Annotated in this window: 18 protein-coding genes and 1 riboswitch; of the genes, 9 read left to right on the plus strand and 9 right to left on the minus strand. The window is 71.2% G+C overall.

Translation table 11 applies throughout. The annotated features are described in order from the left end of the window. The 8 genes from ACZ4UV_RS14975 to fahA all read right to left on the minus strand — a co-directional run bounded on the left by ACZ4UV_RS14975 (position 1) and on the right by fahA (position 9,623). Complete coding sequence (locus tag ACZ4UV_RS14975; protein ID WP_451016092.1) at positions 1-2,784, minus strand: fumarate reductase/succinate dehydrogenase flavoprotein subunit; 2,784 nt, start codon at positions 2,782-2,784, stop codon at positions 1-3. Between the two features lie 11 nt (positions 2,785-2,795). After that, the gene (locus ACZ4UV_RS14980) at positions 2,796-3,584 is read right to left on the minus strand and encodes an ABC transporter ATP-binding protein (protein WP_451016091.1); all 789 of its coding nucleotides are present in this window, start codon (positions 3,582-3,584) and stop codon (positions 2,796-2,798) included. Beyond that, a complete protein-coding gene (locus tag ACZ4UV_RS14985) occupies positions 3,568-4,482 on the minus strand; it encodes an ABC transporter permease (protein ID WP_451016090.1) in 915 nt (304 codons plus the stop codon). Before ACZ4UV_RS14985 ends, ACZ4UV_RS14980 begins: the two co-directional genes overlap by 17 nt. Continuing rightward, positions 4,479-5,825 (minus strand): ABC transporter substrate-binding protein, encoded by a 1,347-nt coding sequence (locus ACZ4UV_RS14990; RefSeq protein WP_451016089.1) that lies wholly within the window; start codon positions 5,823-5,825, stop codon positions 4,479-4,481. Before ACZ4UV_RS14990 ends, ACZ4UV_RS14985 begins: the two co-directional genes overlap by 4 nt. 17 nt (positions 5,826-5,842) lie before the next feature. After that, positions 5,843-6,070, minus strand: coding sequence for a 4Fe-4S dicluster domain-containing protein (locus ACZ4UV_RS14995; RefSeq protein WP_010986276.1), 228 nt, complete (start codon positions 6,068-6,070; stop codon positions 5,843-5,845). A 34-nt stretch (positions 6,071-6,104) separates the two neighbouring features. Beyond that, on the minus strand, positions 6,105-6,896 hold the full coding sequence (locus tag ACZ4UV_RS15000; RefSeq protein WP_451016088.1) for a GntR family transcriptional regulator: 792 nt from the start codon (positions 6,894-6,896) through the stop codon (positions 6,105-6,107). 219 nt (positions 6,897-7,115) lie between these two features. Then, on the minus strand, positions 7,116-8,054 hold the full coding sequence (locus ACZ4UV_RS15005; RefSeq protein WP_467838228.1) for a M56 family metallopeptidase: 939 nt from the start codon (positions 8,052-8,054) through the stop codon (positions 7,116-7,118). A gap of 357 nt (positions 8,055-8,411) precedes the next feature. Beyond that, positions 8,412-9,623: a fumarylacetoacetase gene (gene fahA / locus ACZ4UV_RS15010; RefSeq protein WP_451016106.1), complete on the minus strand. Its 1,212-nt coding sequence runs from the start codon at positions 9,621-9,623 to the stop codon at positions 8,412-8,414. Positions 9,624-9,900: 277 nt separating this feature from the next. Here fahA and ACZ4UV_RS15015 point away from each other — a divergent pair, with 277 nt between their 5' ends. From ACZ4UV_RS15015 to ACZ4UV_RS15025, 3 genes are all read left to right on the plus strand, one after another. Beyond that, positions 9,901-11,145, plus strand: a complete 1,245-nt coding sequence (locus ACZ4UV_RS15015) for a carboxylate--amine ligase (RefSeq protein ID WP_467839365.1) — start codon at positions 9,901-9,903, stop codon at positions 11,143-11,145. A gap of 27 nt (positions 11,146-11,172) precedes the next feature. Beyond that, complete coding sequence (locus tag ACZ4UV_RS15020) at positions 11,173-12,423, plus strand: FAD-dependent oxidoreductase (RefSeq protein WP_467838233.1); 1,251 nt, start codon at positions 11,173-11,175, stop codon at positions 12,421-12,423. Between the two features lie 285 nt (positions 12,424-12,708). Beyond that, positions 12,709-13,515: an HAD family hydrolase gene (locus tag ACZ4UV_RS15025; protein ID WP_451016085.1), complete on the plus strand. Its 807-nt coding sequence runs from the start codon at positions 12,709-12,711 to the stop codon at positions 13,513-13,515. A gap of 13 nt (positions 13,516-13,528) precedes the next feature. Here ACZ4UV_RS15025 and ACZ4UV_RS15030 read toward each other — a convergent pair whose 3' ends face one another. Further along, positions 13,529-14,014, minus strand: coding sequence for a transglycosylase SLT domain-containing protein (locus tag ACZ4UV_RS15030; protein WP_390043292.1), 486 nt, complete (start codon positions 14,012-14,014; stop codon positions 13,529-13,531). A gap of 3 nt (positions 14,015-14,017) precedes the next feature. Beyond that, a riboswitch (cyclic di-AMP (ydaO/yuaA leader) is annotated at positions 14,018-14,216 on the minus strand. A gap of 1,288 nt (positions 14,217-15,504) precedes the next feature. Between ACZ4UV_RS15030 and ACZ4UV_RS15035 the strand changes: the two genes are divergently transcribed. From ACZ4UV_RS15035 to ACZ4UV_RS15060, 6 genes are all read left to right on the plus strand, one after another. Further along, positions 15,505-16,515 carry a polyprenyl synthetase family protein gene (locus ACZ4UV_RS15035; protein WP_451016084.1) on the plus strand — a complete coding sequence of 337 codons (1,011 nt, stop codon included), beginning with the start codon at positions 15,505-15,507 and terminating at the stop codon, positions 16,513-16,515. Positions 16,516-16,674: 159 nt separating this feature from the next. Then, a complete protein-coding gene (locus ACZ4UV_RS15040) occupies positions 16,675-17,613 on the plus strand; it encodes a CHRD domain-containing protein (protein WP_467838240.1) in 939 nt (312 codons plus the stop codon). A 293-nt stretch (positions 17,614-17,906) separates the two neighbouring features. Further along, positions 17,907-19,169: a LolA family protein gene (locus tag ACZ4UV_RS15045; protein ID WP_451016082.1), complete on the plus strand. Its 1,263-nt coding sequence runs from the start codon at positions 17,907-17,909 to the stop codon at positions 19,167-19,169. Between the two features lie 59 nt (positions 19,170-19,228). After that, positions 19,229-20,275: an ABC transporter ATP-binding protein gene (locus ACZ4UV_RS15050; RefSeq protein WP_467838243.1), complete on the plus strand. Its 1,047-nt coding sequence runs from the start codon at positions 19,229-19,231 to the stop codon at positions 20,273-20,275. Beyond that, positions 20,262-21,149 carry an ABC transporter permease gene (locus tag ACZ4UV_RS15055; protein WP_390043302.1) on the plus strand — a complete coding sequence of 296 codons (888 nt, stop codon included), beginning with the start codon at positions 20,262-20,264 and terminating at the stop codon, positions 21,147-21,149. The genes ACZ4UV_RS15050 and ACZ4UV_RS15055 overlap by 14 nt, the downstream gene beginning before the upstream one ends. Before the next feature lie 168 nt (positions 21,150-21,317). Next, the gene (locus tag ACZ4UV_RS15060) at positions 21,318-22,523 is read left to right on the plus strand and encodes a tetratricopeptide repeat protein (RefSeq protein WP_451016080.1); all 1,206 of its coding nucleotides are present in this window, start codon (positions 21,318-21,320) and stop codon (positions 22,521-22,523) included. The last annotated feature ends 7 nt before the right edge of the window (positions 22,524-22,530 follow it).

Genomic DNA, 22,530 nt, shown 5'->3' on the forward strand with positions numbered 1-22,530 from the left:
CTACAGCCCCCTCGCCGCATACGCCCTGACATCCGCGTCCGGGTCGGCCGTCGCCGTGGCCAGAGCCGTGCGGGCCTCCTCGGCACCGGCGTGCCGGGTCAGGGCGAGTACGGCAGCCTTGCGGACGTCGGCGTTCCTGTCGGCGAGGGACTTGGCGAGAGCCGGCACCGCCACGGCGCCGCCAGCGGCACCCAGCGCCCTGGCGGCACCGACCCGCACCTGCCACGCCGGCTCGCCCAGCGCGGCCACGGCGGCCTCGGCCAGGGGCGCCGGACAGCCGACGCCCGCCAGGGCCTCGTACGCCGCACCCCGGACCAGCACATCGGAGTCCCCGACGAGCACGGTCAGAGCATCCAGAACGCCGTCCCCTCCAGAGACGGCACCGGCGGCCCCCACCGTCCCGAGGGCCTTCGCCACCGTCACCCGCACCTCACGGGAGGGGTCGGCGACGGCACCCGCCAGGGCGTCGGCGGCATCCACCGAGACCAGGGCCCGCACCGCCTCGATCCGCACCGCCGGATCGGGGTCGGCCAGGAAACCGGCGAACAGACCGGCGTCACCCAGGCGCAGCGCCCGCAGCACGTCCAGCGCGGCCGCCCGCACCAGGGGATCGGTCACACCGAGCGCGTCGACGAGGGCGTCGCCCAGCGCCGGACCGGACGGAAGCGTCTCGACCAGCTCACGCAGCGAGGCCGCGGCCACCGAACGGACCCCGGCATCGGGATCCGCCAGCGCACCGGCCAGCGCCAGCCCGACCCCCGCCGGAGCCGTCTCCGTCAGCACCGAAACGGCGGTACGGCGCACCGAGGCATCGAGGTCGGTCAAGTACGGCTCAAGAGCAGCGAGTTCGGGCTCCTCGTCGGCGAGGGCGAGGAGCCCAAGCAGGCGGGGTGAGACCGGCGCGGCCCGCTCCGGCTCCACCGGCCGCACGGCGGCAGCCGCCACCGGCCCCGCGGCCACCGGCGGCACGTCCCGGGCACCCGCCGTGGCCACGTCCAGCGGACGCACCTCGCCGATGTGCCGGGACGGACCGCCGACCGGGGTGAACTCCTCGACCGGCACCAGATACGGAGCCACGGGACGAGCCGTGAACTCCATCGCACCAGAGGGGGACTTGTGCAGATCGAGATGGTGGAGCCAGGAGGCGTCGTCACGCTCGGGGTGATCGAGCCGGTCGTGGTAGAGACCCCAACGGGACTCGGTACGGGCCAGGGAGGCACGCGCGGCCATCTCGGCACAGTCGCGGATGAAACTCACCTCGGCACAGCGCATCAGTTCGTGCGGGGTACGGGCACCCATGGCGGCGATGTCCTCCCGCATCCGCTCGAAGGACTCCAGAGCGAGCGAGAGCCGCGCCCCGGACTTCGGCGGCGCCACGTAGTCGTTCACGAAACGGCGCAGCTTGTACTCGACCTGGGACTGCGGCGGCCCGTCCGGATGGCGCAGCGGGCGGTAGATCAACTCGTGCGCCTCACGCACCTGGCCCGTCGGCAACTCCCCCTCGTACGCCGAGTACTGGGCGGCATCAGCACCCGCCAGATCACCGAAGACGAACGCGCCGATCATGTAGTTGTGCGGGACACAGGCCAGGTCACCGGCCGCGTACAGGCGGGGGACGGTCGTACGGGCGTGGTCGTCGACCCGGACCCCGGAAGCGGAATGCCCGCCGCACAGCCCGATCTCCGAGATGTGCATCTCGATGTCATGGGTCCGGTAGTCGTGCCCCCGCCCGGAATGGAACGTGCCACGGGTGGGCCGCTCGGTGGAGTGCAGGATGGACTCCAGGGCGGAGACCGACTCCTCGGGAAGGTGGCTCAGCTTCAGGTAGACCGGGCCACGGTCCGAGGCCACCTCGGCGGCGAACTCCGCCATCATCTGCCCCGACCAGTAGTCGGAGTCGACGAACCGCTCACCGTGCCGGTTGACCTGGTAACCCCCGAACGGGTTCGCGACGTACGCGCAGGCAGGCCCGTTGTAGTCCTTGATCAGGGGATTGATCTGGAAACACTCGATCCCCGTCAGCTCCGCGCCCGCGTGGTAGGCCATGGCGTAACCGTCACCGGCATTGGTCGGATTCTCGTACGTCCCGTACAGGTACCCGGAAGCCGGCAGCCCCAGCCGCCCGGCCGCACCCGTCGCGAGAACCACCGCACCCGCGCGGACGGTGACAAAGGCCCCCGTACGGGTGTTGAACCCCGCCGCGCCCACCGCGCGCCCGCCCACCGTCAGCACCCGAACCGGCATCACACGGTTCTCGATCCGGATCCGCTCCCGCATCTCACGACGCCGCAACTGCCGGTACAGGACCTTCTTGACATCCTTGCCTTCCGGCATCGGCAGTACGTACGAACCGGAGCGATGCACCTGGCGGACCGCGTACGCGCCATGCTCGTCCTTCTCGAACTTGACCCCGTACGACTCCAGGCGCTGGACCATGGCAAAACCGCGCGTCGCCGTCTGCCGGACCGTGGACTGGTCGACGATCCCGTCGTTGGCACGGGTGATCTCGGCGACGTAGTCGTCGGGCTCGGCACGGCCCGGGACGACCGCGTTGTTGACACCGTCCATGCCCATGGCGAGCGCCCCGGAGTGACGGACATGAGCCTTCTCCAGGAGCAGCACGTTCGCACCGCGCTCGGCGGCGGTCAGCGCGGCCATGGTGCCGGCGGTGCCGCCGCCGACGACGAGAACGTCACAGGTCAGTTCCTCGGCGTCGGAGACGGCGGGAATCCCCGGAGGGGCCGGAGCGGGAGCGGGGGCGGGAGCGTTCGCGGGGGTGGTCACCGGGATGCCTTTCAGATGCCGAGCGAGGAGAGGACGGTACGGCGCAGGGCCACACGGGCCGGCTCGTCGAGGGCGCCGCGCTCACGCGGACGCGGAACATCACGCACAGAGGCCACCCGGCCGGCGGCGAGCAGGGCCACCCGATCACCGAGGAAGAGCGCCTCGTCCACGTCATGGGTGACGAAGACAACGGTCGCACCCGTGCCGCCCAGCACCTCCACCAGCAGGTCCTGCATGCCGGAACGGGTCTGGGCGTCCAGCGCCCCGAACGGCTCGTCCATCAGCACGGCACGCGGTGAACCGGCCAGCGCACGCGCCAGCTGCGCCCGCTGGCGCTGCCCACCGGACACCCGGTGCGGCAACTGCCCCGACTGCGCGGCCAGCCCGACCCGGCCCAGCCACGCCTCCGCCTGGGCACGACGCTCGGAACGCGCGACCCCCTTGATGGCGAGCGGCAGCTCGACATTGCCGCGCAACGTGCGCCAGGGCAGCAGCGCATCCTCCTGGAAGACCAGCGCCCGGTCGGCCGACGGCCCCGTCAACACCGCGCCGTCCTGCGACACCGTCCCGGCCAGCGGGGACAACAGCCCTGCGAACGTCCGCAGCAACGTCGACTTGCCACACCCCGACGGCCCGACCACGGTGAGGATCTCCCCGGGCCGGACGTCCAGCGCCACATCGTGCAGCACCGGGGCGTCCGGACGGCCGAGCACCGCCGCACCCAGCGTGAGCCGGGCCCCGCGTGCGGCATCCGGCACCGGAACGACCGTCGGCGCGGCCACCTCAGACGAAGTGCTCATCGCGCGCCTCCTGGCCGGTTTCGCCGCGGCCCTGCTGCTGGGCATCGGACTGCTTCTGGGACTCACCGTCCGCCTGCACTGCGACCGGAGCGGCGACGACGGCGGTCACCGCAGCGCGCGGCCGGCCGGCGGGGACGTACGACGTACGGGGCAGCCAGCGGGTCAGCCACCGGCCGAGGAGTTCCACGGCCGTCGAGGTGACCCAGCCGAGCACACCGATCGTGACCATCCCGACGAACACACCCGGGTAGTTGACGACCGTGTAGTCCTGCCAGGTGCGGTAACCGACCCCGTACTGGCCGGAGATCATCTCGGCGGAGATCACACAGATCCACGAGACGCCGATACCGACCGACAGCCCGCCGAGGATGCCCGGCAGCGCGCCCGGCAGCACGACCGAACCCAGGATCCGCCACCTGCCGCCCCCCATCGTGCGCACCGCCTCCTCCCACACCGGAGTGAGCGCACGCACCGCGTGCCGGGTGGAGACCATCACCGGGAAGAAGGCGGCGGTGCAGGTGATGAAGACAATGCCCTGCTCGTTGGAGGGGAACAGCAGGATCGCGACGGGCACCAGAGCGATCGCCGGGATCGGGCGGAGCACCTCCAGAACGGGGCCGAGCAGATCCTCGGCGAGACGAGAACGGGCCACGAGCACACCCGTCGCCACACCCAGCACGGCCGCCAGCGCGAAACCGCTCAGGATGCGGGTGAGGCTGTCGGTGAGATCCGTCCAGTAGTCGCCGCCGGAGACCCGGTCGGCGAAAGCACGGGCGACGTCGGTGACCGTCGGGAACTGCGAGAAACGCAGCCACAGGTCGACCTTCAGGCTGGTCAGCAGTTGCCACAGCCCCAGGGCGGCGGCCAGCGACGCCACCCGCAGTACATACCGGCTCACGACGCCCGCCGCAGCGCGTCGTCATAACTGACGACCTGCGCGCCGTCGTGCGCGTCGACGTACGCCTGCGCCGTCGCCTGCGTCACGAACGGCAGCAACTGCTCGCCGTCCGCCACCCACACCGCCTTGTCGGCGAACCAGAGGGTATGGGTGGTGGTATCGGGGACGTAGGCGGCGCGGATGCCACCGCTGTGCTTGACGACGTAGGCCAGCAGCTCCTTGGGAGAAGCGAAGCTCGTCGTCTTCTCGCTCCCCTTCGCCCAGACCTCGCTCGCAGACGTCGGCGGTGCTGCGGCGAGCCGCCTGGCGTAGTCGGTGCTGCCCAGGGCCTTCTTCACGTACTGGTCGTCGACGAACGAGTCCACGTCGACGTCACCCGTCAGCTTGGCGGCCTTCAGCACCGAGACGTCCTGCTTCAGCGCGGAGACCAGCGCAGGCTTGACGGCAGGGTCGAAGGTGGCGATGCCGTGGGCGCCGTTGTAGAGGTAGACGACCTCCGCGGGCAGGCCGGTGGCCTGGGCGACCTTCTCGGCAGCCGCCACGGGATGGGCGTTGAGGTAGTCGGTGGTCTCCGCCTGGGCCTTGAGGAAGGCTTCCAGGACGGCGGGTCGCTGCCGGGCGAAGCCTTCGCGGGCGGTGACGCCGTGGAAGGTGGGCAGGTTCAGTTGCGCGCCGTCGTAGAGCGCCTTCGCCTTGCCCTGGTAGGCGAGCAGGCCCGGCCAGGCCACGAACTGGGACAGCGCGTCGACGCTGCCCGCCGACAGCGCGGAAGCGCCCACCGCGGGCTGCTGGTTGAGCTTGGAGATGCCCTTGTCCGGATCGATGCCGGCGCGCTGCAGGGCGCGGACGAGGGTTCCGTCGGCAGCGGACCCGATGCTCGTCGAGACCTTCTTGCCCTGCAGGTCCGCCAAGGAGGTGAGCTTGGAGCCGGGTGCGGTGACCACGGTGTTGAGGCCGCCGCGGAGGTTGTAGCCGGTGACGGAGACCAGGTGGGTGGGCTGGCCGAGTTGTTTGCCGCGGGCCGCGTTGAGCAGCAGCGGGAAGTCGCCCATCGAACCGATGTCGATCTTTCGGGCGGTCATCTGCGCGGTGATCGGGGCGCCCGTGGCGTAGTCCTGCCAGTCGACCTTGTAGGTGTGGCCGTCTTGGAGGGCGTTGAGCTGCTGCTCGAAGTAGCCGAGGGAACGCAGCAGGGTGCCCGCAGTGACGGTGTTGATGGTCTTGGACTGGTAGCCGACGGTGATGGTGACCGTGTTGCCGTCTCCGGCCTGGGCGCTGCCGCCGCAGGCGGAGAGCGGCAGGAGAAGGAAGGCTGCGGATACGGCGGTCGCTTTGCGTTTCATGGGAGTTGTGGGGCCTCTCACCGGAGCAGATAGGGCATGTTGACCGTGACGGCTCCGGTGGGACAGCGGGCCGCGCACGGGCCGCAGTACCAGCACTCGTCGACGTGCATGTAGGCCTTGCCGTTGCTCTCGTCGATGGCGAGGGAGTCCAGCGGGCACATGTCCACGCAGAGGGTGCAGCCGTCGATGCACTTCGACTCGTCGATGGTCACGGGCACGTCGGCCCGCTGGGGTGCCAAAGGCATGGCTGTCTCCAGGAAACGGGTCAGGCGGGGGTGGTCAGAGGGCGCGGTGCAGGAGGCCGCTCATGGTGATGCGGTCGCCGCGGAAGCGGATGAACTCAAGGTCGACGGGACGACCGTCGGCGAGGTGCGTGAGCCGTTCCAGCATCAGGACGGCCGCTCCGCGCGGGGCCTGGAGAACGGCGGCGGAGTGGGCGTCCGCGTTCACCGCCTCCAGGGTGATCTCGGCGTGGCCCAGGGGCTGTCCGGTGATGGACTCCAGGAGCCTGAAGACGTCGTTGTTCTCCAGGTCGGCCCCGAGGAGGGCGGTACCGATGTCGAGGGGGATGTAGGTGAGGTCCAGCGAGAGGGGAAGTCCGTTCAGGCGGCGCAGGCGTTCGATGTAGAGGACGTCGGCGCCGGGCGGGACGCGGAGGCGTTCAGCGACGGGGGTGGGTGCCGCGGAGGGTCCCACGGTGCGGACCTCGTTGGTGACCTGGCCGTGTTCGTGGAGGGTTTCCGCGAGGCCCATCAGGCGGTCGAGTCCGTGTGGGTACTTGCGGGCGACGACCACGGTGCCCACGCCGGGCAGCCGGTCGACCAGCCCTTCCGCCCGCAGCAGGTCCAGGGCCTGGCGGACGGTGTTGCGGGTGGCGCGGTAGTCGTCGGCGACGGTGGACTCGTGCGGGAGGGTGCCGTCCGGGAAAGCGCCGGTGAGGATCTGGTGGCGCAGGAGGTCGGCGAGCTGCCGGGCCTGGTCCGCACGCAACCGGCGACGTGTCCGGTGGGCGGCGACCGTGGTCGCGGCGCCGTGACCGGAGTGGTCTCGGATGCGGTCGGTGGGTGGCATGGCTGGAACCATACCGACGAGGTAGGGAAGAGGGTGTTGCGGAAATGTTGCGCCACTTGAGGCACTGTCTGACGTGCCGCTGAACTGGGCTTTTAGGGCTGGCGCGGGGAAGATCTGCCACCGGGGTGCCGGTCTGCGCACCCGCGCACCCAAGGAGTCGAACCCTTCTGAGGGCGGCTCTCCGGTCCTACCGTCCGCAGACAGGCAGGCGGGCTCGCTCTAGCCGAGCGCCGTCAGTCCCGGTGCGAAGGCGATCAGGAGCGGCAGCAGGGGGACCAGGGCGGCCACCGTCGTCGTCAGGGCCCGCTGGCGGCGCAGCAGCCGTGGTGGCGGTTCCAGCAGGCGGTCGACCCGCTCGCCGAGCAGCCGGCGGCTCGACGCGCAGGACAGGACCCCGCGGTGCTGGTTCAGTTCGATCAGGGCCAGTGCGGTGGTGAGGTGGCCGCAGCGGCGGGACGCCGTGTCGTCCGCGGCGAGTTCGACGAGCCGGTGGGTCTGGCCGCAGAAGTGGGAGAAGAGCGGCACGCGCGGGAAGCCCGTGGCCAGGGCGCTGGACAGGTGGAGCAGCCAGTCGTGATGGGCGCGGGCGTGGCCCCGTTCGTGGGTGAGTACGGCGTCGAGCTGGTGGTCGGTGAGACGGTGCAGTGCCCCCGTCGTCACGACCAGCTGGGGTGGATGGCCCGGCATCCACCAGGCGTCCGGGTACTCGTCCTCCAGCACCAGCATCGGTCCGCGTGCCGCGGGCAGTCCCGCCGGCAGCTCGGGTGCCCGCTCGCGCAGGTGTGCGCGGGTCCGGTCGCGGCGGCGCCGGGCCTCGACCAGTTCGCGGGCGAGCATCGCCGTCGTCCAGGCGGCTCCGGACGCCAGCAGCACCGTGAGGGCGACCGCCCAGGCGGGCGCGACGGAGAGGTCGTACGCGGCGGTGACCGCCGGTGGCGCCGGCGCGAACACCCGGTCGCGCACGGTGTGGAAGACGGCTGCCGCGCCCAGGGTCAGTGCGGCCAGGCAGCACATCAGCACGGTGGCGACCAGGCACTGCCACACCCACAGCGCGACGACCGGTTCCCGCTCCGGCCACAGGGACCGCACCAGGGCACGCGGCGCAGGTACCGCGGCCGTCAGGGCGACGACGGTCAGCAGGAGCAGGCAGACGGTCATGCCGGGGCTCCGTTTCCTGATCGGAGATGTGTGCGGGTGGTGGGTGGTGCGGGGGCGATACGCCGTTGCGTGACATGGTGCGTGCGCCGGCGCGTCACGTGGCGCGTGCGCCGACGCCTCGCATGGTGCGCGTGCGGGCGCATCGCATGGTGCGTGTCCCGTCAGTATGACGGTGCCGGGCGCTCCGGGTCAGGTGTCGACGACGATCCGGGCGCCCCGCTCCCCGGTCCGGCAGCCCGCGCGTGGTTCCTGCTCCCGTGCCGCCTCCGGCAGCACCCCGTCCGCGGAGCCCGCCGGCCGCACCAGGCCACGAAGTCCCCGCTCACCTCGGTCGGCCGGGACGGCCCGGCGTCTCCCTCACCCCGCCACGACCCGCCCGCTGACCTCGCCGAGCCCCACCCGGCTGCCGCCCGGCCCCGGAGCCCATCCCGACATCGTCACCACGTCCCCGTCCTCCAGGTACGTCCGCTTCCCGTCCGGGAGTTCGAGCGGATCGCGTCCGTTCCAGGTCAGCTCCAGCAGTGACCCGCGCTGCCCGGGCTCCGTGCCGCTGACCGTGCCGGAGCCGTACAGGTCGCCGGTGCGCAGGGAGGCGCCGTTGACCGTCAGATGGGCGAGTTGCTGGGCGGCGGTCCAGTACATGGTGGAGAACGGTGGCTCGGACACCGTCTGTCCGTTGATCGCGATCGACATCCGCAGGTCGTAACCGGCGGGCTCCTCTGCGGCGTCGTCGAGGTACGGCAGCAGCGGATGCGTCCGCCTCGGCGGGGCGATCCGTGCCTCCTCCAGCGCGTCCAGCGGTGTGATCCACGCCGAGACCGAGGTGGCGAACGACTTGCCGAGGAAGGGGCCGAGGGGGACGTACTCCCAGGCCTGGATGTCCCGCGCCGACCAGTCGTTCAGCAGGCAGAGGCCGAACACGTGCTCCCTGAAGTCGCCCAGCGCCACCGGGCTGCCCTGTTGTGACGGGGTGCCGACGACGAAGCCGACCTCGGCCTCGATGTCCAGCCGTACCGACGGGCCGAACACCGGTGCCGGGTCCGAGGGCGCCTTCCGCTGCCCTGAGGGCCGTACGACGTCCGTCCCCGACACCACGACCGTGCCCGCGCGGCCGTGGTAACCGATGGGCAGGTGCTTCCAGTTGGGGGTGAGCGGCTCGACGGCGTCGGGGCGGAAGATGCGGCCGGCGTTCCGGGCATGGTTCTCGGAGGCGTAGAAGTCGACGTAGTCGGCGACCTCGAAGGGGAGATGCAGGGTCACCTCGGGCAGCGGGTGGAGGAGCGGGGCGAGCGTCTCCCGGTGCGCGGGCACGGTCACCCAGGCGGTCAGGGCGCGCCGTACGTCCGACCAGGCGGTGCGGCCGGCGGCCAGCAGCGGGTTGAGAGTCGGTCGGGCCAGCAGCGAGGCGTAGGGGGAGCCGAGGGCGAGGGCAGCGGCGCCGGCGTCGAGGACGTGGTCGCCGAGGCGGACGCCGACCCTCCGTTCCGTGCTCTCGGAGGTCGAGAACACGCCATACGGAAGGTTGTGCGGGCCGAAGGGATCACCCTCGGGGACCTCGAAGGGGGTCAAGGGGGGCATGGGGTGGCTGCCTCGCTCTCATCCGTGCCGCGCGGGGGACGGCCATGTGGCGACGTCGCTATGGCGTTGCGCGGCATTCCATGTGGTCGCGCCACACGTTACGGGTGAGTTGCCTGTCGTGACAGTGTCTAAAGAGTTCGCAATGTCCTAATAGGCCTTGCTGGAGTAGGCAATTCCGGCTTAGCGTCCTTTGGGGGACACGGACGGGGTGGGTCCGGTCCGTAGAGGGGGACACGTGGGGGGACCCGTGGCCAGGAATGCCGTCAGCGTGCCGTTCGAGGCGGACCGCGACGTGCCGGGCCTGATCGTCAAGTTCGGCGACTATCCGCTGCATCACGGCGGGGTCGGCGCGATTCGCAGTCTGGGCCGCCTGGGCGTTCCCATGTACGCGATAACAGAGGACGCGTACACGCCGGCGGCTTCGTCCCGTTATCTCAAACGGGCGTTCGTGTGGCCGACAACAGGCGCCGAGGAACCGGACCACCTCGTCGAGGGACTGCTGCGCATCGGCCGCCGCATCGGCCGTCCGACCGTGCTGATCCCCACCGACGAGGAGGCCGCCGTCCTGATCGCCGAGCACCAGGACGCGCTCGGCGACCGCTTCCTCTTCCCGCGCGTCGACCCGGGACTGCCCCGCCGGCTGGCGAGCAAACAGGGCCTGCACGAACTATGCGTGGAACACGGCATCCCGAGCCCGGCGGCCGCCTTCCCCGACTCGTACGACCAGATCGTCGACTTCGCGGAGAAGGCCCGCTTCCCCATCGTCGCCAAGAACCGTGAGGCGTTCGTCCGGCGCAAGCAGCCCGCCGTCAACGGGACGACGCGGATCGCCACCCGGGAGGGGCTGCTCACCCTCGCCCGTGACTGGGGCACCCATCCGGGTGTCATCCTCCAGGAGTACCTGCCGAGGGAGGAGGCCGAGGACTGGATCGTGCACGCCTACTTCGACGCCGACTCCACTCCGCGCGCCCTGTTCACAGGAGTCAAGGTCCGCTCCTGGCCGCCGCACGCCGGCATGACCGCGAACGCGTACGTCGTCGACAACCCGGAACTCGCCGACCTCGCCGCGCGTTTCATCAAGCAGATCGGCTTCACCGGCATCATCGATCTGGACCTGCGCTACGACCGGCGCGACGGCCAGTACAAGCTGCTCGACTTCAATCCGCGCATGGGCGCCCAGTTCCGGCTCTTCGAGAGCGAGTCGGGGGTGGACGTCGTCCGCGCCATGCACCTGGACCTGACCGGGCGCCGCGTCCCGGAGGGGGAACAGCGGGCCGGCCACCGGTACGTCGTGGAGAACATCGACCTGCCCGCCCTCCTCGCCTACCGCCGCAGCGGCTACACGACGCCGCACGCACCGAAGCGGCCGAGCGGGACCGAGTTGGCCTGGCTGGCGGGTGACGACCCGATGCCGTTCGTCACGATGCTCGCCCGCTTCGTGCGTCCGGGCGCGAAGCACCTCTACCAGCTGTGGCGCACCAACCGCCGCGGCTCCAGCAACGCCACGAAGTAGGCACCACGTTCCTGGGGGAGGGACTTCGTGATCGAACCGGTAGCAGTCATCGGTGCCGGGCCCTTCGGCCTGTCCACCGCCGCTCATCTGCGGGCGCGCGGCATCCCGGTCCGGGTCTTCGGCGACCCCATGGTCAGCTGGCGCGACCACATGCCGGCCGGGATGATCCTGAAGTCCACCCCGGCCGCCTCCAACCTGGACTGCCCGCAGCACGGGCACACCCTCGCCGACTACTGCGACGCCGCGGGCATCCGCCGACTGGTGACCGACGAGGACGTCATCCCGGTGGAGACCTTCATCGGCTACGGCGAGTGGTTCCAGCAGAAACTGGTGCCCCGACTGGAGCGGGTCCGGGTGGTCTCCGTGGACCGGCACAAGGCGGACCGGCACAAGGCGGACCGGCACAAGGCGGACCGGCACAACGCGCAAGGCTCGGCGGGTTTCGAACTGAAGTCGGACTCCGGGGAGTCGTTCACGGCCCGTGCGGTCGTCGTCGCCACCGGCCTGTCCGGGCTCGCCCGCCTCCCCGCCGAGCTCGCCGAGGCGGGCGCCGACGGACCCGCGGGACCGGTCTCGCACAGCTCCCAGCACCACGACCTGACCCGTTTCTCCGGCAAGGACCTGATCGTCGTCGGTGCCGGGCAGTCCGCGCTGGAGACGGCGGCCCTCGCCGCCGAGGCAGGCGCCCAGGTGCGGGTGGTCTCGCGAGGGCGCGGCAAGGTCGCCTTCGGCGCCCCGCCCTGGGACCAGCCGAAGCTGCGCCCCGAGTCGCCGTTCGGCCGTGCCTGGTCCCTGTGGGCCCTGAGCTACTACCCGCACCCCTACCGCTACCTCCCGGCGCAGGCCCGCCACTGCCTGGTCCGCCGGGTGCTCGGCCCGCTCGGCGCCTGGTGGCTGCGCGACCGCTTCGAGGGCAAGGTCGAGGTCCGCGAGGTCGCCGCCGTGACCGGCGCCGAGACCTCCGCAGGCGCCCCGGTCCTCACCGTCCGCACCCACGACGGCGGCACCGACCGCCTCACCGCCGACCACGTCATAGCCGCCACCGGCTATCGCGTGGACACCGCCGCGATGGACTTCCTCGGCCCCGGGCTGCGCACTCGTCTCGCCGTCACGCGCGGCGCCCCGAGACTCGGCGCCGGATACGTCTCCTCCGTACCCGGCCTGTACTTCACGGGCCTCCCGGCGGCCGCGTCGTACGGTCCTGTGATGCGGTTCGTGTGCGGTACGGAGTTCGCCTCTCCGCGCCTGGCCAGGCACCTGGCTGCGGCCCACGTCTGACACCCCGGGGCCGAACCGTCACCCGGCGCCCGCGAGGTACAGCCCCAACAGCCCCTGCACGCTGTCCAGTTGCACGGCATCGCCGTCTCCGTCGAACCAGAGTCCGAGCCATGGGACCTCTTCGACGTACAGCGCACCGCCGGCCGGGCCCCGGGGCAGTTGCCGGGCATCTCGGAAAACATCACGCCCGCTACTGACAGCGGCCCCATCACGGAGACGGCGGGCGCCACTTGAGGCCGAAACGCACGGTGAGTCCCCGGGCCGTGCTGTCCGTATTCTCTGATCATGGTCGCACCCTCCCCGTACTCACTGATCGCCACCGACCTGGACGGCACGCTGCTGCGCGGCGACGACACCCTCTCGGAACGGTCGCTCGCCGCGCTCGGGCGGGCCGGCCGGGCCGGAGCTCAGCACCTCGTGGTGACCGGTCGCCCGGCCCCGAGAGTGCGCCCGCTCCTCGACGACCTCGGCTGCACGGGACTCGCGGTCTGCGGCCAGGGCGCGCAGGTGTACGACGCCGGCGCGAACCGGCTGCTGTGGTCGGTCACCCTGGACCGGGAGCTGGCGGAGACCGCACTCGGCAAGATCGAGGCCGAGGTCGGCCAGGTGTACGCGGCGGTCGACCAGGACGGCGTGGACGGGCTCACGCTCATCGAGCCGGGCTATCTGATGCCCCATCCCACGCTGCCCGCGCTGCGCGTCGCCCGGCGCGACGACCTGTGGTGCGCGCCCATCAGCAAGGTGCTGTTGCGCCACCACACCCTGACCGACGACGAACTGGCGACGACCGCCCGCTCGGTGGTCGGGTCGCTGGCGACGGTCACGATGTCGGGGCCGGGGACCGTCGAACTCCAGCCGTGCGGGGTGACCAAGGCGACCGGGCTCGCGCTGGCCGCCGACCGTCTGGCGCTGAGCCCCGGGCAGGCCATCGCCTTCGGCGACATGCCCAATGACATCCCGATGTTCGAGTGGGCGGCCTACGGGGTGGCGATGGCCAACGCCCACCCCGAACTCAGGGCGGTGGCCGACGAGATCACCACGTCGAACGAGGACGACGGCATCGCCGTCGTCCTCGAAAGACTCTTCGGCTGACGCGGAACGTCGATCAGTACGCGCCGTGGACGTTGTCGATCGAGCCGTACCGCGCGGCGGCGTAGTTGCAGGCGGCGGTGATGTTCGCGACCGGGTCGTAGATGTCGAACGACGTGCCGTCCACGTGGTACGCCTTGAACGTCGGGTCGATCACCTGGAGCAGGCCCTTGGACGGGATGCCCTTGGCCGCGTTGGAGTCCCAGAGGTTGATGGCCCGCGGGTTGCCGGAGGACTCCCGCATCAGGTTGCGGTATATGCCGTTGTAGGTGCCCGGGATGTGCTTCTCCGCCATGATCGCGAGCGACTCGCGGATCCAGCCGTCGAGGTTGTTCGGGTACCCGGCGAGGGTCGTCGAGGCCGTCGTGGTGGAGCCGGCGGCGGACGCGGTCGTGGCCCCGATGAGCGGGAGGGCGAGGACGGCGGCGCCGGTTCCGACGACGGCGAGCGTGCGGACGATGCGGTTACGGCGGGGACGGCGGTGCTGAACGGCAGCAGGCATGGCGAAGTTCCTCTCCGTCGCCTGCGAGGTGAGCTGTCGGGTTCGGGCTCGGGGAGTGCCCGGCCACATCGCCCGAAGGCGATGAGGCTTCACCCCTAGCCGTTCCGGAACGACGTCTGTTCTCTGACGTCGGCCGTCCGGTCCGGCGACTTACCTGGGTCTCCCGCTCCTGCCGTGCGAATGAACTCGTCGATGGGTCACTACGGGCGGCGGCAGGATTCGGCGTCCGCCCGGCGAGCCGGAACGTATGCGAGAGCACATGTCCGAAACAAGAGGCTGATTCACACAACGTGCTGATTGACCTTGATCTGTGCCGTATGGGGCACTTGATCCTTTGCTGCCGCCAACCCTCAACTGGCCCACGGGAAAAGGAAAGGAAGGGGCGCCCCGCAGGCCGTACAAGCCTTGCGGCATTCGGGCCCGCGTGACCTACTTCACGAATTCGCAATAACGGCAAAGCGGACATGATGGATTCACGGAATCCGCCTTTTTCATGGTTCAACAGAAAACTTCACCACTTGCATTCCCGTGGAATGCCCCCTGCGGGGGCGCTTCCGACGGCCCCGATGTGAGCATTTTCGGCGAATAGTCCAGAAGTGTCGGATTAGGTATATTTCCGGCATGTTCTCCGTCGACCCCTCCGTCAACTTCGGAAGCCTCGGCTGTGCGCGCGTGTCGTCGGGCATGCCCAACGGGGAGGTCGAGGCGGATGGTTGACGGGGCCCGGCATCGAGCGTCGTTGCGTGCGCGCGTGATTCTCGTCACGTTGAGACAGGGGAGGCGCGGAACCGGTAATCCCCGGTGCGCGTGTCCAACGCGAGGGCGGAACCTCCCCTGTGGTGTGCGTCGTTGTCATGGCGGCGGCCCCGGGCGAGGCTCGAACGTGTCGACGCTCCGTGAGCCGACGGGGTGAGGTGCGGGCGCCACACGCGCGCAGGGATGCCGTTCTGCCGGCCGAGGAAATGACGGTCAAGGAGATGCGGATCGAGAGGACGTGGGTCAACGGAACGCGGAGCTCGACGTGCGAGGTCTCGTGGAGGAGAGCAGACGAGCGTGGACGGGGGCGAGGTGTTGCCGTCCGTGCATGGTGTGCCCCTGCGGGCATGGGTGGGCGGTGGAAGGGGTACGCCCGGGCAGGTGACGTCGGCCGGGGAGGTGTGGTGGTTTCCGGGCGGCGGTCATCCGGAGGGTTCGCCGCCGGACGGGCCCTCGGGCGCCTCGCCGGATCCGGACCCGGCGCGGAGCCCGGTGCGGGACACGGCCTGGGCCTCGGTTCGGGACAACTGCCCGCACTTCCTGTTAAGTCAGTGGATGTCAGGTCGTATCGGCTGATCAAAAACATAACGGTCGTGATCCGATAGCGCCCGGGGTGTAACCGTGGGCGCTATCGGTGATCGAAACCTGACCGGATACGCTGACTTGAGTGATGGCAGCGACCTATCGACAAACCGTGTAATCGCCAGTAGACACCAGCAGACAGGAGACCCCTCGTGACCGTCGTCGGGCCGTTCGGGCTGAGCGTGCGGGACCAGGCTCTGGAAGCCGATGTCCAGGCCGGATTGACGGCTGTCGAGGAAGGCTTGCTAGACGCCACCAAGAGCGAGGTCCCGTTCATCACGGAGGCCGCGCAGCACCTCGTGCGGGCCGGGGGGAAGCGGTTCCGCCCGCTGCTGGTGATGCTCGCCGCGCAGTTCGGCGACCCGTACGCCCCCGGTGTCGTGCCGTCGGCCGTCGTCGTCGAGCTCACCCACCTGGCCACGCTGTACCACGACGACGTCATGGACGAGGCCGCCGTGCGCCGCGGTGTCGACAGCGCCAACACCCGCTGGGGCAATTCGCTGGCCGTCCTCACCGGAGACTTCCTCTTCGCCCGCGCCTCCCAGATCCTCGCCGACCTCGGTCCCGAGGCGGTCCGGGTCCAGGCCCTCGCGTTCGAGCGCCTGGTGACCGGTCAGATCCTGGAGACGGCAGGCCCGTCGGACGGCCGGGACCCGGTCGAGCACTACCTCGACGTGCTCAGCGGCAAGACCGGCTCGCTGGTCGCGGTCTCCTGCCGCTTCGGCGCGATGCTGTCCGGCGCCGACGAGACGGTCGTCGACGTTCTCACCCAGTACGGTGAGCGGCTCGGCGTCGCCTTCCAGCTCGCCGACGACGTGCTGGACATCGCCTCCGACTCCCACGAGTCGGGGAAGACCCCGGGGACGGACCTCCGCGAAGGCGTGCCCACGCTTCCGGTGCTGCGGCTGCGGGAGCGGGCGGCCCGACTGGGGCTGGCCGAGGACATCGCCCTGTGCGAGCTGCTGGACTCCGACCTCACGGACGACGCGCGGCACGCGGAGGCCCTGGCGGCGCTGCGGGCGCACCCGGCGCTGGAGCAGGCCCGCCGGGACGCGGTTCGGTACGCGGAGGAGGCGCGGGCCGCGCTGGGTCCGCTGCCGGAATGCGACCCGAAGGTGGCACTGGTGGAGCTGTGCGACGCGGTGGTGCACCGAGCCGGCTAGCCCTCCGGCCGGCGTTGCGGGCTCCGGGCTCCCGGAAAGCAGCCTCCGTGTGACTCAGGTCACATTCTTGGACTGAGTCCAATCCGGGACGTGTTCCGTACTTCTCCGCAGAAGCCGACGCAGGGGGCGTCGGCTGACACAGGGGGAGAAAACGGAATCATGGTCATCGAAGCAACGCGCCGCAAGAGCCTCGTCGCCGCTGCCATCACCGTCACCGTCACCGCTCTCGGCTGTGCCGCCGTCCCGGCGTCCGCCGCCACCGGCCACAGCCACACCAGCCACAGCTCCACCACCTCCGTCGTCCTCGCCGCCAGCCTGCGCGGTGCCAACGAGGTGCCCGTCGCCGGTGGGCCCGCCGTCGGGGACAAGGACGGTGCCGCGCTGGAGTTCATCCAGGTCAAGGGGGACAAGGTGACCGTCGCCGTGACCTGGCGCGGCACCGGCAGGCCCACCGACCTGCACATCCACCAGGGCGCCAAGGGAACCAACGGCGGCGTCAAAATCGACTTCGGGAAGCTGCTGAAGAAGGCCAGGGGCCACAGTGTCGCGGGCAGCGTCAAGGTCACCGACAAGGCCCTGCTCGCGCAGCTCACCACCGACCCCGGAGCCTTCTACGCCAACCTGCACACCGCCGAGTTCCCCGGTGGAGCACTCCGCGGCCAGCTGCACGCCGTCACCACGGTCTCCGACCTCAAGGGCGGCTTCCAGGCCTCCGTCGTCACCGGCAAGCAGATCTACGAGTGCAAGCCCGCCGACGGCGGCGGCTACGCCTTCGCCCAGCGCGACGTCAGCGCCAAGCTCGGCGGCGGCATCCGCCACTCCTTCGTCGCACCGAACTCCGGTACCCCGCAGTGGGCCGCACCCGACGGCACCGCGGTCACCGGAGCCGTCCTGACCAAGACGGCGAACGGCACCGGCAACATCCCCGAACTGGACCTCAAGACCACCCGGTCCGGCAAGAAGCACGGGCTGCTCGCCCGCACCGGCGAGATCCTGCGCCTCAACACCGTCGGCGGCGTCGCTCCGGCCGGCTCCTGCACCCCGGGTGCCGTCGTCGGCGTCCCCTACCGGGCGGACTACGTGTTCGTGCAGCACTGAGCCGACACGGCACGTGAACTGAGCTGACACGGCACGTGGCAGGAGCAGGCCCGGCACGTGACAGGAGGCGTCTTCGCGGCACGACCCCTACGGGTCGGGGGAGGCGCCTCCGCCCTTGTGTCATACCGCAGGTGTACGCGGAGTTGGCTCCGTGGTCTGACGCTTGTCCGCCCCCGATTTGGTGAGATGGAAACCACGGAAATCACCACCACTCACCGATTCGGGTGAGAATGGCGGCTCAGGGTGGGACACGTGCGAGGACGGCCGCCGCCGACGACGGAGGTAAGGCACACATGGCACCGTACGAATCCGACGACAGCACGGGGGCCACGCAGGCCGACGGCGAGCTGCGCGACGAGATGCGCGCCGAGCGACGGCGCAAGGCCGCACGATACGTCGTCCCCGTCGCGGTGGTGGGCGTGGCCGCAGCCACCATCGGCCTGGTCCCGGCACTCGCCGACTCCGGCGACCCCGACCTGCCGAAGATCACCGCGCAGGAGCTCATCGACAAGATCGCCAAGTCGGACGTGCAGCAGTTGTCCGGCACCGTGAAGATCAGCACCGACCTCGGCCTGCCCGACCTCGGCGGTCTGGAGAGCAGCCTGATGTCCGGGGCGGCCCAGGGCGGCGGCGACGGCTCGTCCGCCGACCCGACCAGCAAGCTCACCGAGCTGGCCTCCGGCACGCACACCCTGCGGGTGGCCGCCGACGGCCCCGAGAAGCAGAAGGTGTCGGTACTGGAGAGCGGCGCCGAGTACAGCCTCATCCACAACGGCACCGACGTGTGGGGCTACGACAGCAAGTCGAACGAGGTCTACCACTCCACCGCCGCCGACTCCGGCAAGGCCGAGCAGCACGAAACCCCGGCCACCCCCAAGGACTTCGCCGACGAGGTCCTCAAGTCGGTCGACGACACCACGTCGGTGACGGTCGACGGCACCGCCCAGGTGGCCGGCCGGGACGCCTACCGGCTCGTCGTCAAGCCCAAGCAGTCCGGCACGACGGTCGGCGCGATCAGCATCGCGGTGGACGCCAAGACCGGTACGCCGCTGAAGTTCACACTCACCCCGTCGAGCGGCGGAGCTGCCGTCGTCGATGCCGGCTACACCCAGATCAGCTTCGCGAAGCCGGCCGTCTCCACCTTCGACTTCACCCCGCCCAAGGGCGCCAAGGTCACCGAGGGCGACAAGGCCGGCAAGGCGGGCGGGGCCGATGAGGGCACCGGGACGGACCAGGGCGGCAAGGCCTCCGAGGCGCCCGGCCACGGTTCCGCCAAGGACCTCGACAAGTCCGGCTTCGACGTCCTCGGCAAGGGCTGGAACTCCATAGCCGTCCTCGACACCGGCAGCAAGGGAGGCGTGCCCACCGGCTCCGCTTCCGGCAGCGGCGACCTGAGCGGCTTCCTCGGCTCGCTCGGCGACCCCGTCTCCGGCAAGTTCGGCAAGGGCACCGTCTTCTCCACCCGGCTGATCAACGCCCTGATCACGGACGACGGGAAGGTGTACGTCGGCGCCGTGGACAAGGCTGCGCTGGTGAAGGCGGCCGACGCGGGGTAGCAGAGGGGCAGCGCGGCTTCGGTGAGTACCCTCTGCCGCACGACGAATCGAGGGAGCCGATGGACCGACCGTCCGTCACGGAGCGGGAGCCGGAGGACCCCGGGGAATCCCCGAGCCCCGGGGAGTCCCGGCGCCCCGGGGGCCCGGACGCCCCGGGGGACGACGCGCCGGTGGCCGCGGGTGTCATCGACACCCGTGGCCTCACCAAGCGCTACCGCGGCGGACAGCTCGCCGTGGACGGTCTCGACCTGACCGTTCCCGCGGGCAGCGTCTTCGGCTTCCTCGGCCCGAACGGCTCCGGCAAGACCACCACCATCCGCATGCTGATGGGCCTGATCGCACCCACCTCGGGCACGGCCCGCGTCCTCGGCCACCCAATGCCGCGCGCCTCCCGCGTCGTACTGCCACACGTCGGTGCCCTCATCGAGGGCCCGGCGCTGTACGGCTTCCTCTCCGGCCGCGACAACCTGCTGCGGTACGACGCCGCCGACCCGGCCGCCGACCCGCGCACCCGGCGCGCCCGCGTCGAGGCCGCGCTGGACCGGGTGGGCCTCGGGGCCGCCGCGGCCAAGAAGGCGAAGGCCTACTCCCTCGGCATGAAGCAGCGCCTGGGCCTCGCCGCCGCGCTGCTCCAGCCCCGCAAGCTGCTGGTCCTGGACGAGCCGACCAACGGCCTCGACCCGCAGGGCATGCGGGAGATTCGCTCCCTGGTGCGGGAACTGGCCGGGGACGGCACCACCGTGTTCCTCTCCTCCCACCTCCTCGACGAGATCGAGCAGGTCTGCACCCACGCGGCCGTGATGGCGCAGGGACGGCTGATCGCCCAGGGCGCGGTGGCCGACCTGGCGGCCGGGGCGCGCGGTCGGCTTGTGGTGACCACCCCGGACCCCGTGGAGGCGGCCCGGGTGCTCAAGGAACAGGGCGTCGCGGACGTCGTCGTCGCCGAGGACCGGGTGACCGGCGAGCCGCCCGAGCGCGACCTCGCCGAGGTGAACGCGGCGCTCGTCACCGCGGGCGTCCGGGTCCGCGGCTTCACCGTGGAACGGGCCTCGCTGGAGGACGCGTTCGTGGCACTGACCGGGGAGGGTTTCGATGTCGCGGGCTGACCTGGCCGCCGTGGACACGGCGGCCGTACGGCCGAACCCGCTGTGGAGCCTCGGCCTGCTGCGCAGCGAACTCGTCACCACGTTCCGCCGCTGGCGCACCCTCGCCCTGCTCGGTGTACTGGCGGCGGTGCCGATCCTCGTCGGGGTCGCCGTCAGGATCGAGACGCGGGGCGGCGGACAGGTCGGCCGGGGCGGCGGCGACGGCCCGGCGTTCATCACCCAGGTCACCAACAACGGACTGTTCCTGGTGTTCACGGCGCTGGCCGCGACGCTCCCGTTCTTCCTGCCGATGGCCGTCGGGGTGGTGGCCGGGGACGCGATCGCGGGTGAGGCCGATGCCGGCACCCTGCGCTACCTGCTGGTCGCGCCGGCGGGCCGTACCCGCCTCCTGCTCGGCAAGTACGCGACGACGATGGCCTTCTGCCTGGTCGCGACCCTGGTGGTGGCGGCCTCCGCACTCGCCGTCGGCGCGCTCCTCTTCCCGCTCGGTGACCTGACGACGATCTCAGGCACCCGGATCTCCTTCGCCGACGGTCTCGGCCGCGCCCTGCTGATCGCTCTGGTGGTCGCCGCGTCCCTGGCCGGCGTCGCCGCCCTCGGCCTGTTCGTGTCCACCCTGACCAACAGCGGCATCGCGGCGATGGCGACGACCGTGGGCCTGGTCATCACGGTCCAGATCCTCGACCAGATACCCCAGTTGCACGCGCTGCAGCCGTACTTCTTCTCCCACTACTGGCTGTCCTTCGCCGACCTGATGCGCGACCCCGTCTACTGGGACGACCTGGTCAAGAACCTGGAGCTGCAGGCCCTGTACACGGCGGTGTTCGGATCGGCGGCCTGGGCGCGGTTCACCACGAGGGACATCACCGCCTAGCGGGTGCCCTAGGGTCCTGGTCAGGCCGCGCCCCGCCGGGCACTCCTTCCTGGTGCGAGGCTGTGACGTCGCGGTGACGTGCGAGCCGTGCCGAGCGGAGACACTGGACCGTACGCACGAGTACGACCTGGGTACGACCGGATGGTGACGCCGGGGGAATGAGGGCCGATGTCCCGACTCAGCCGCGAGGAGAAGCGGGAAGTCCAGCAGGAGGGGCGCCTGGCACCCGTCGACGTCCGGGTGGCGGGCGCGGCGGCGTCCGTGGACGGCGTACCGCTGCTCCCGAGCCCCGGTGAGGAGCCCCAGCAGGCGGTCCTCAACCACCTCCAGCGCCTCGCCCGCGCCAGCGGCCGCCCGGTCCTCGCCACCGTCCACGACACCCGCATCGGCTACGTCGTCCCCCTTCAGGTGAACCTGGACGGTTCCAGCAGCTTCACGGGCGACCCGGTACGACTGGCCGCACCGGCCGCCGAACCCATGGAACAACCCGCACCGAGGACATCCGCGCCGACGGCACCGGCACCGGCGCCGAAGGAACCCGCGCAGGCCGCGGCGCCGGCGTTCCCCCAGCAGGTGTTGCATGCGGCACCGCAACCGCCCGCCGCCCCGCCGGCACCGCCCGCCCCGTCGACCGTCCCGCCGGCCGTGGTCCCGCCTCTGCCGCCCGCGCCCGGCACCGTGCGGCCGCCCACCGGAGTCTTCGGCCCGCCGCCCGTCATGAGCCCTCCCGCCCCCGCGCCTGCCCCCGCTCCGTCCTCTGAGAAGGCCCCCGCCCTCGCCCCGGTAGAGCCGTTGGCAGACCGGGACCCGGACCCCGACCCGCGCTTCACCCCCACCCCCGCCCGCGGCTTCGACGCGGTCGCCGAGGAGGTGCTCGGGGACGAGCCCGTGACGCTGACGGCGGAAGGGGCCGCGCTGCTCACCGAGCCGGTGGCGCGGATCAACGAGGCCGTCCGGACGGGCCGTATCGAAGCGGCGGCCGAGCTCGCCGAGCGCACCGTCGCCAAGGCCGCCGCGGTCCTCGGCGAGGACCACACCGAGGTCCTGCACCTGGGCGAGCTGACCGCGTACATCTCCTACCTGGCGGGCGACCCGGTGCGGGCCTTCCACCTCTCCCTGGACCTGGCCCGGCAGCGCCGGCACACGCGGGACGGCGAGGCGGCGTACGGGAACGTGCGGAGCGCGGCGACCGCCTGGCGCGCGGTGCGCGACCCCGAGCACGGACTGCGCCTGGGCCGCGAGCTGATCGACCTGTGGGCGCAGCTCACCGCCGAGGGCGGACCGGCGGCCGACGACGCCGAGGAACTGGAGTCGGCCCGCGCCCGGATGGCCCGCCTCACGGAACGCGCCCGTCGCGCGGCCAGGAACGCCTGAGCGTCGC

Source organism: Streptomyces sp. NPDC028289 (assembly GCF_055565975.1).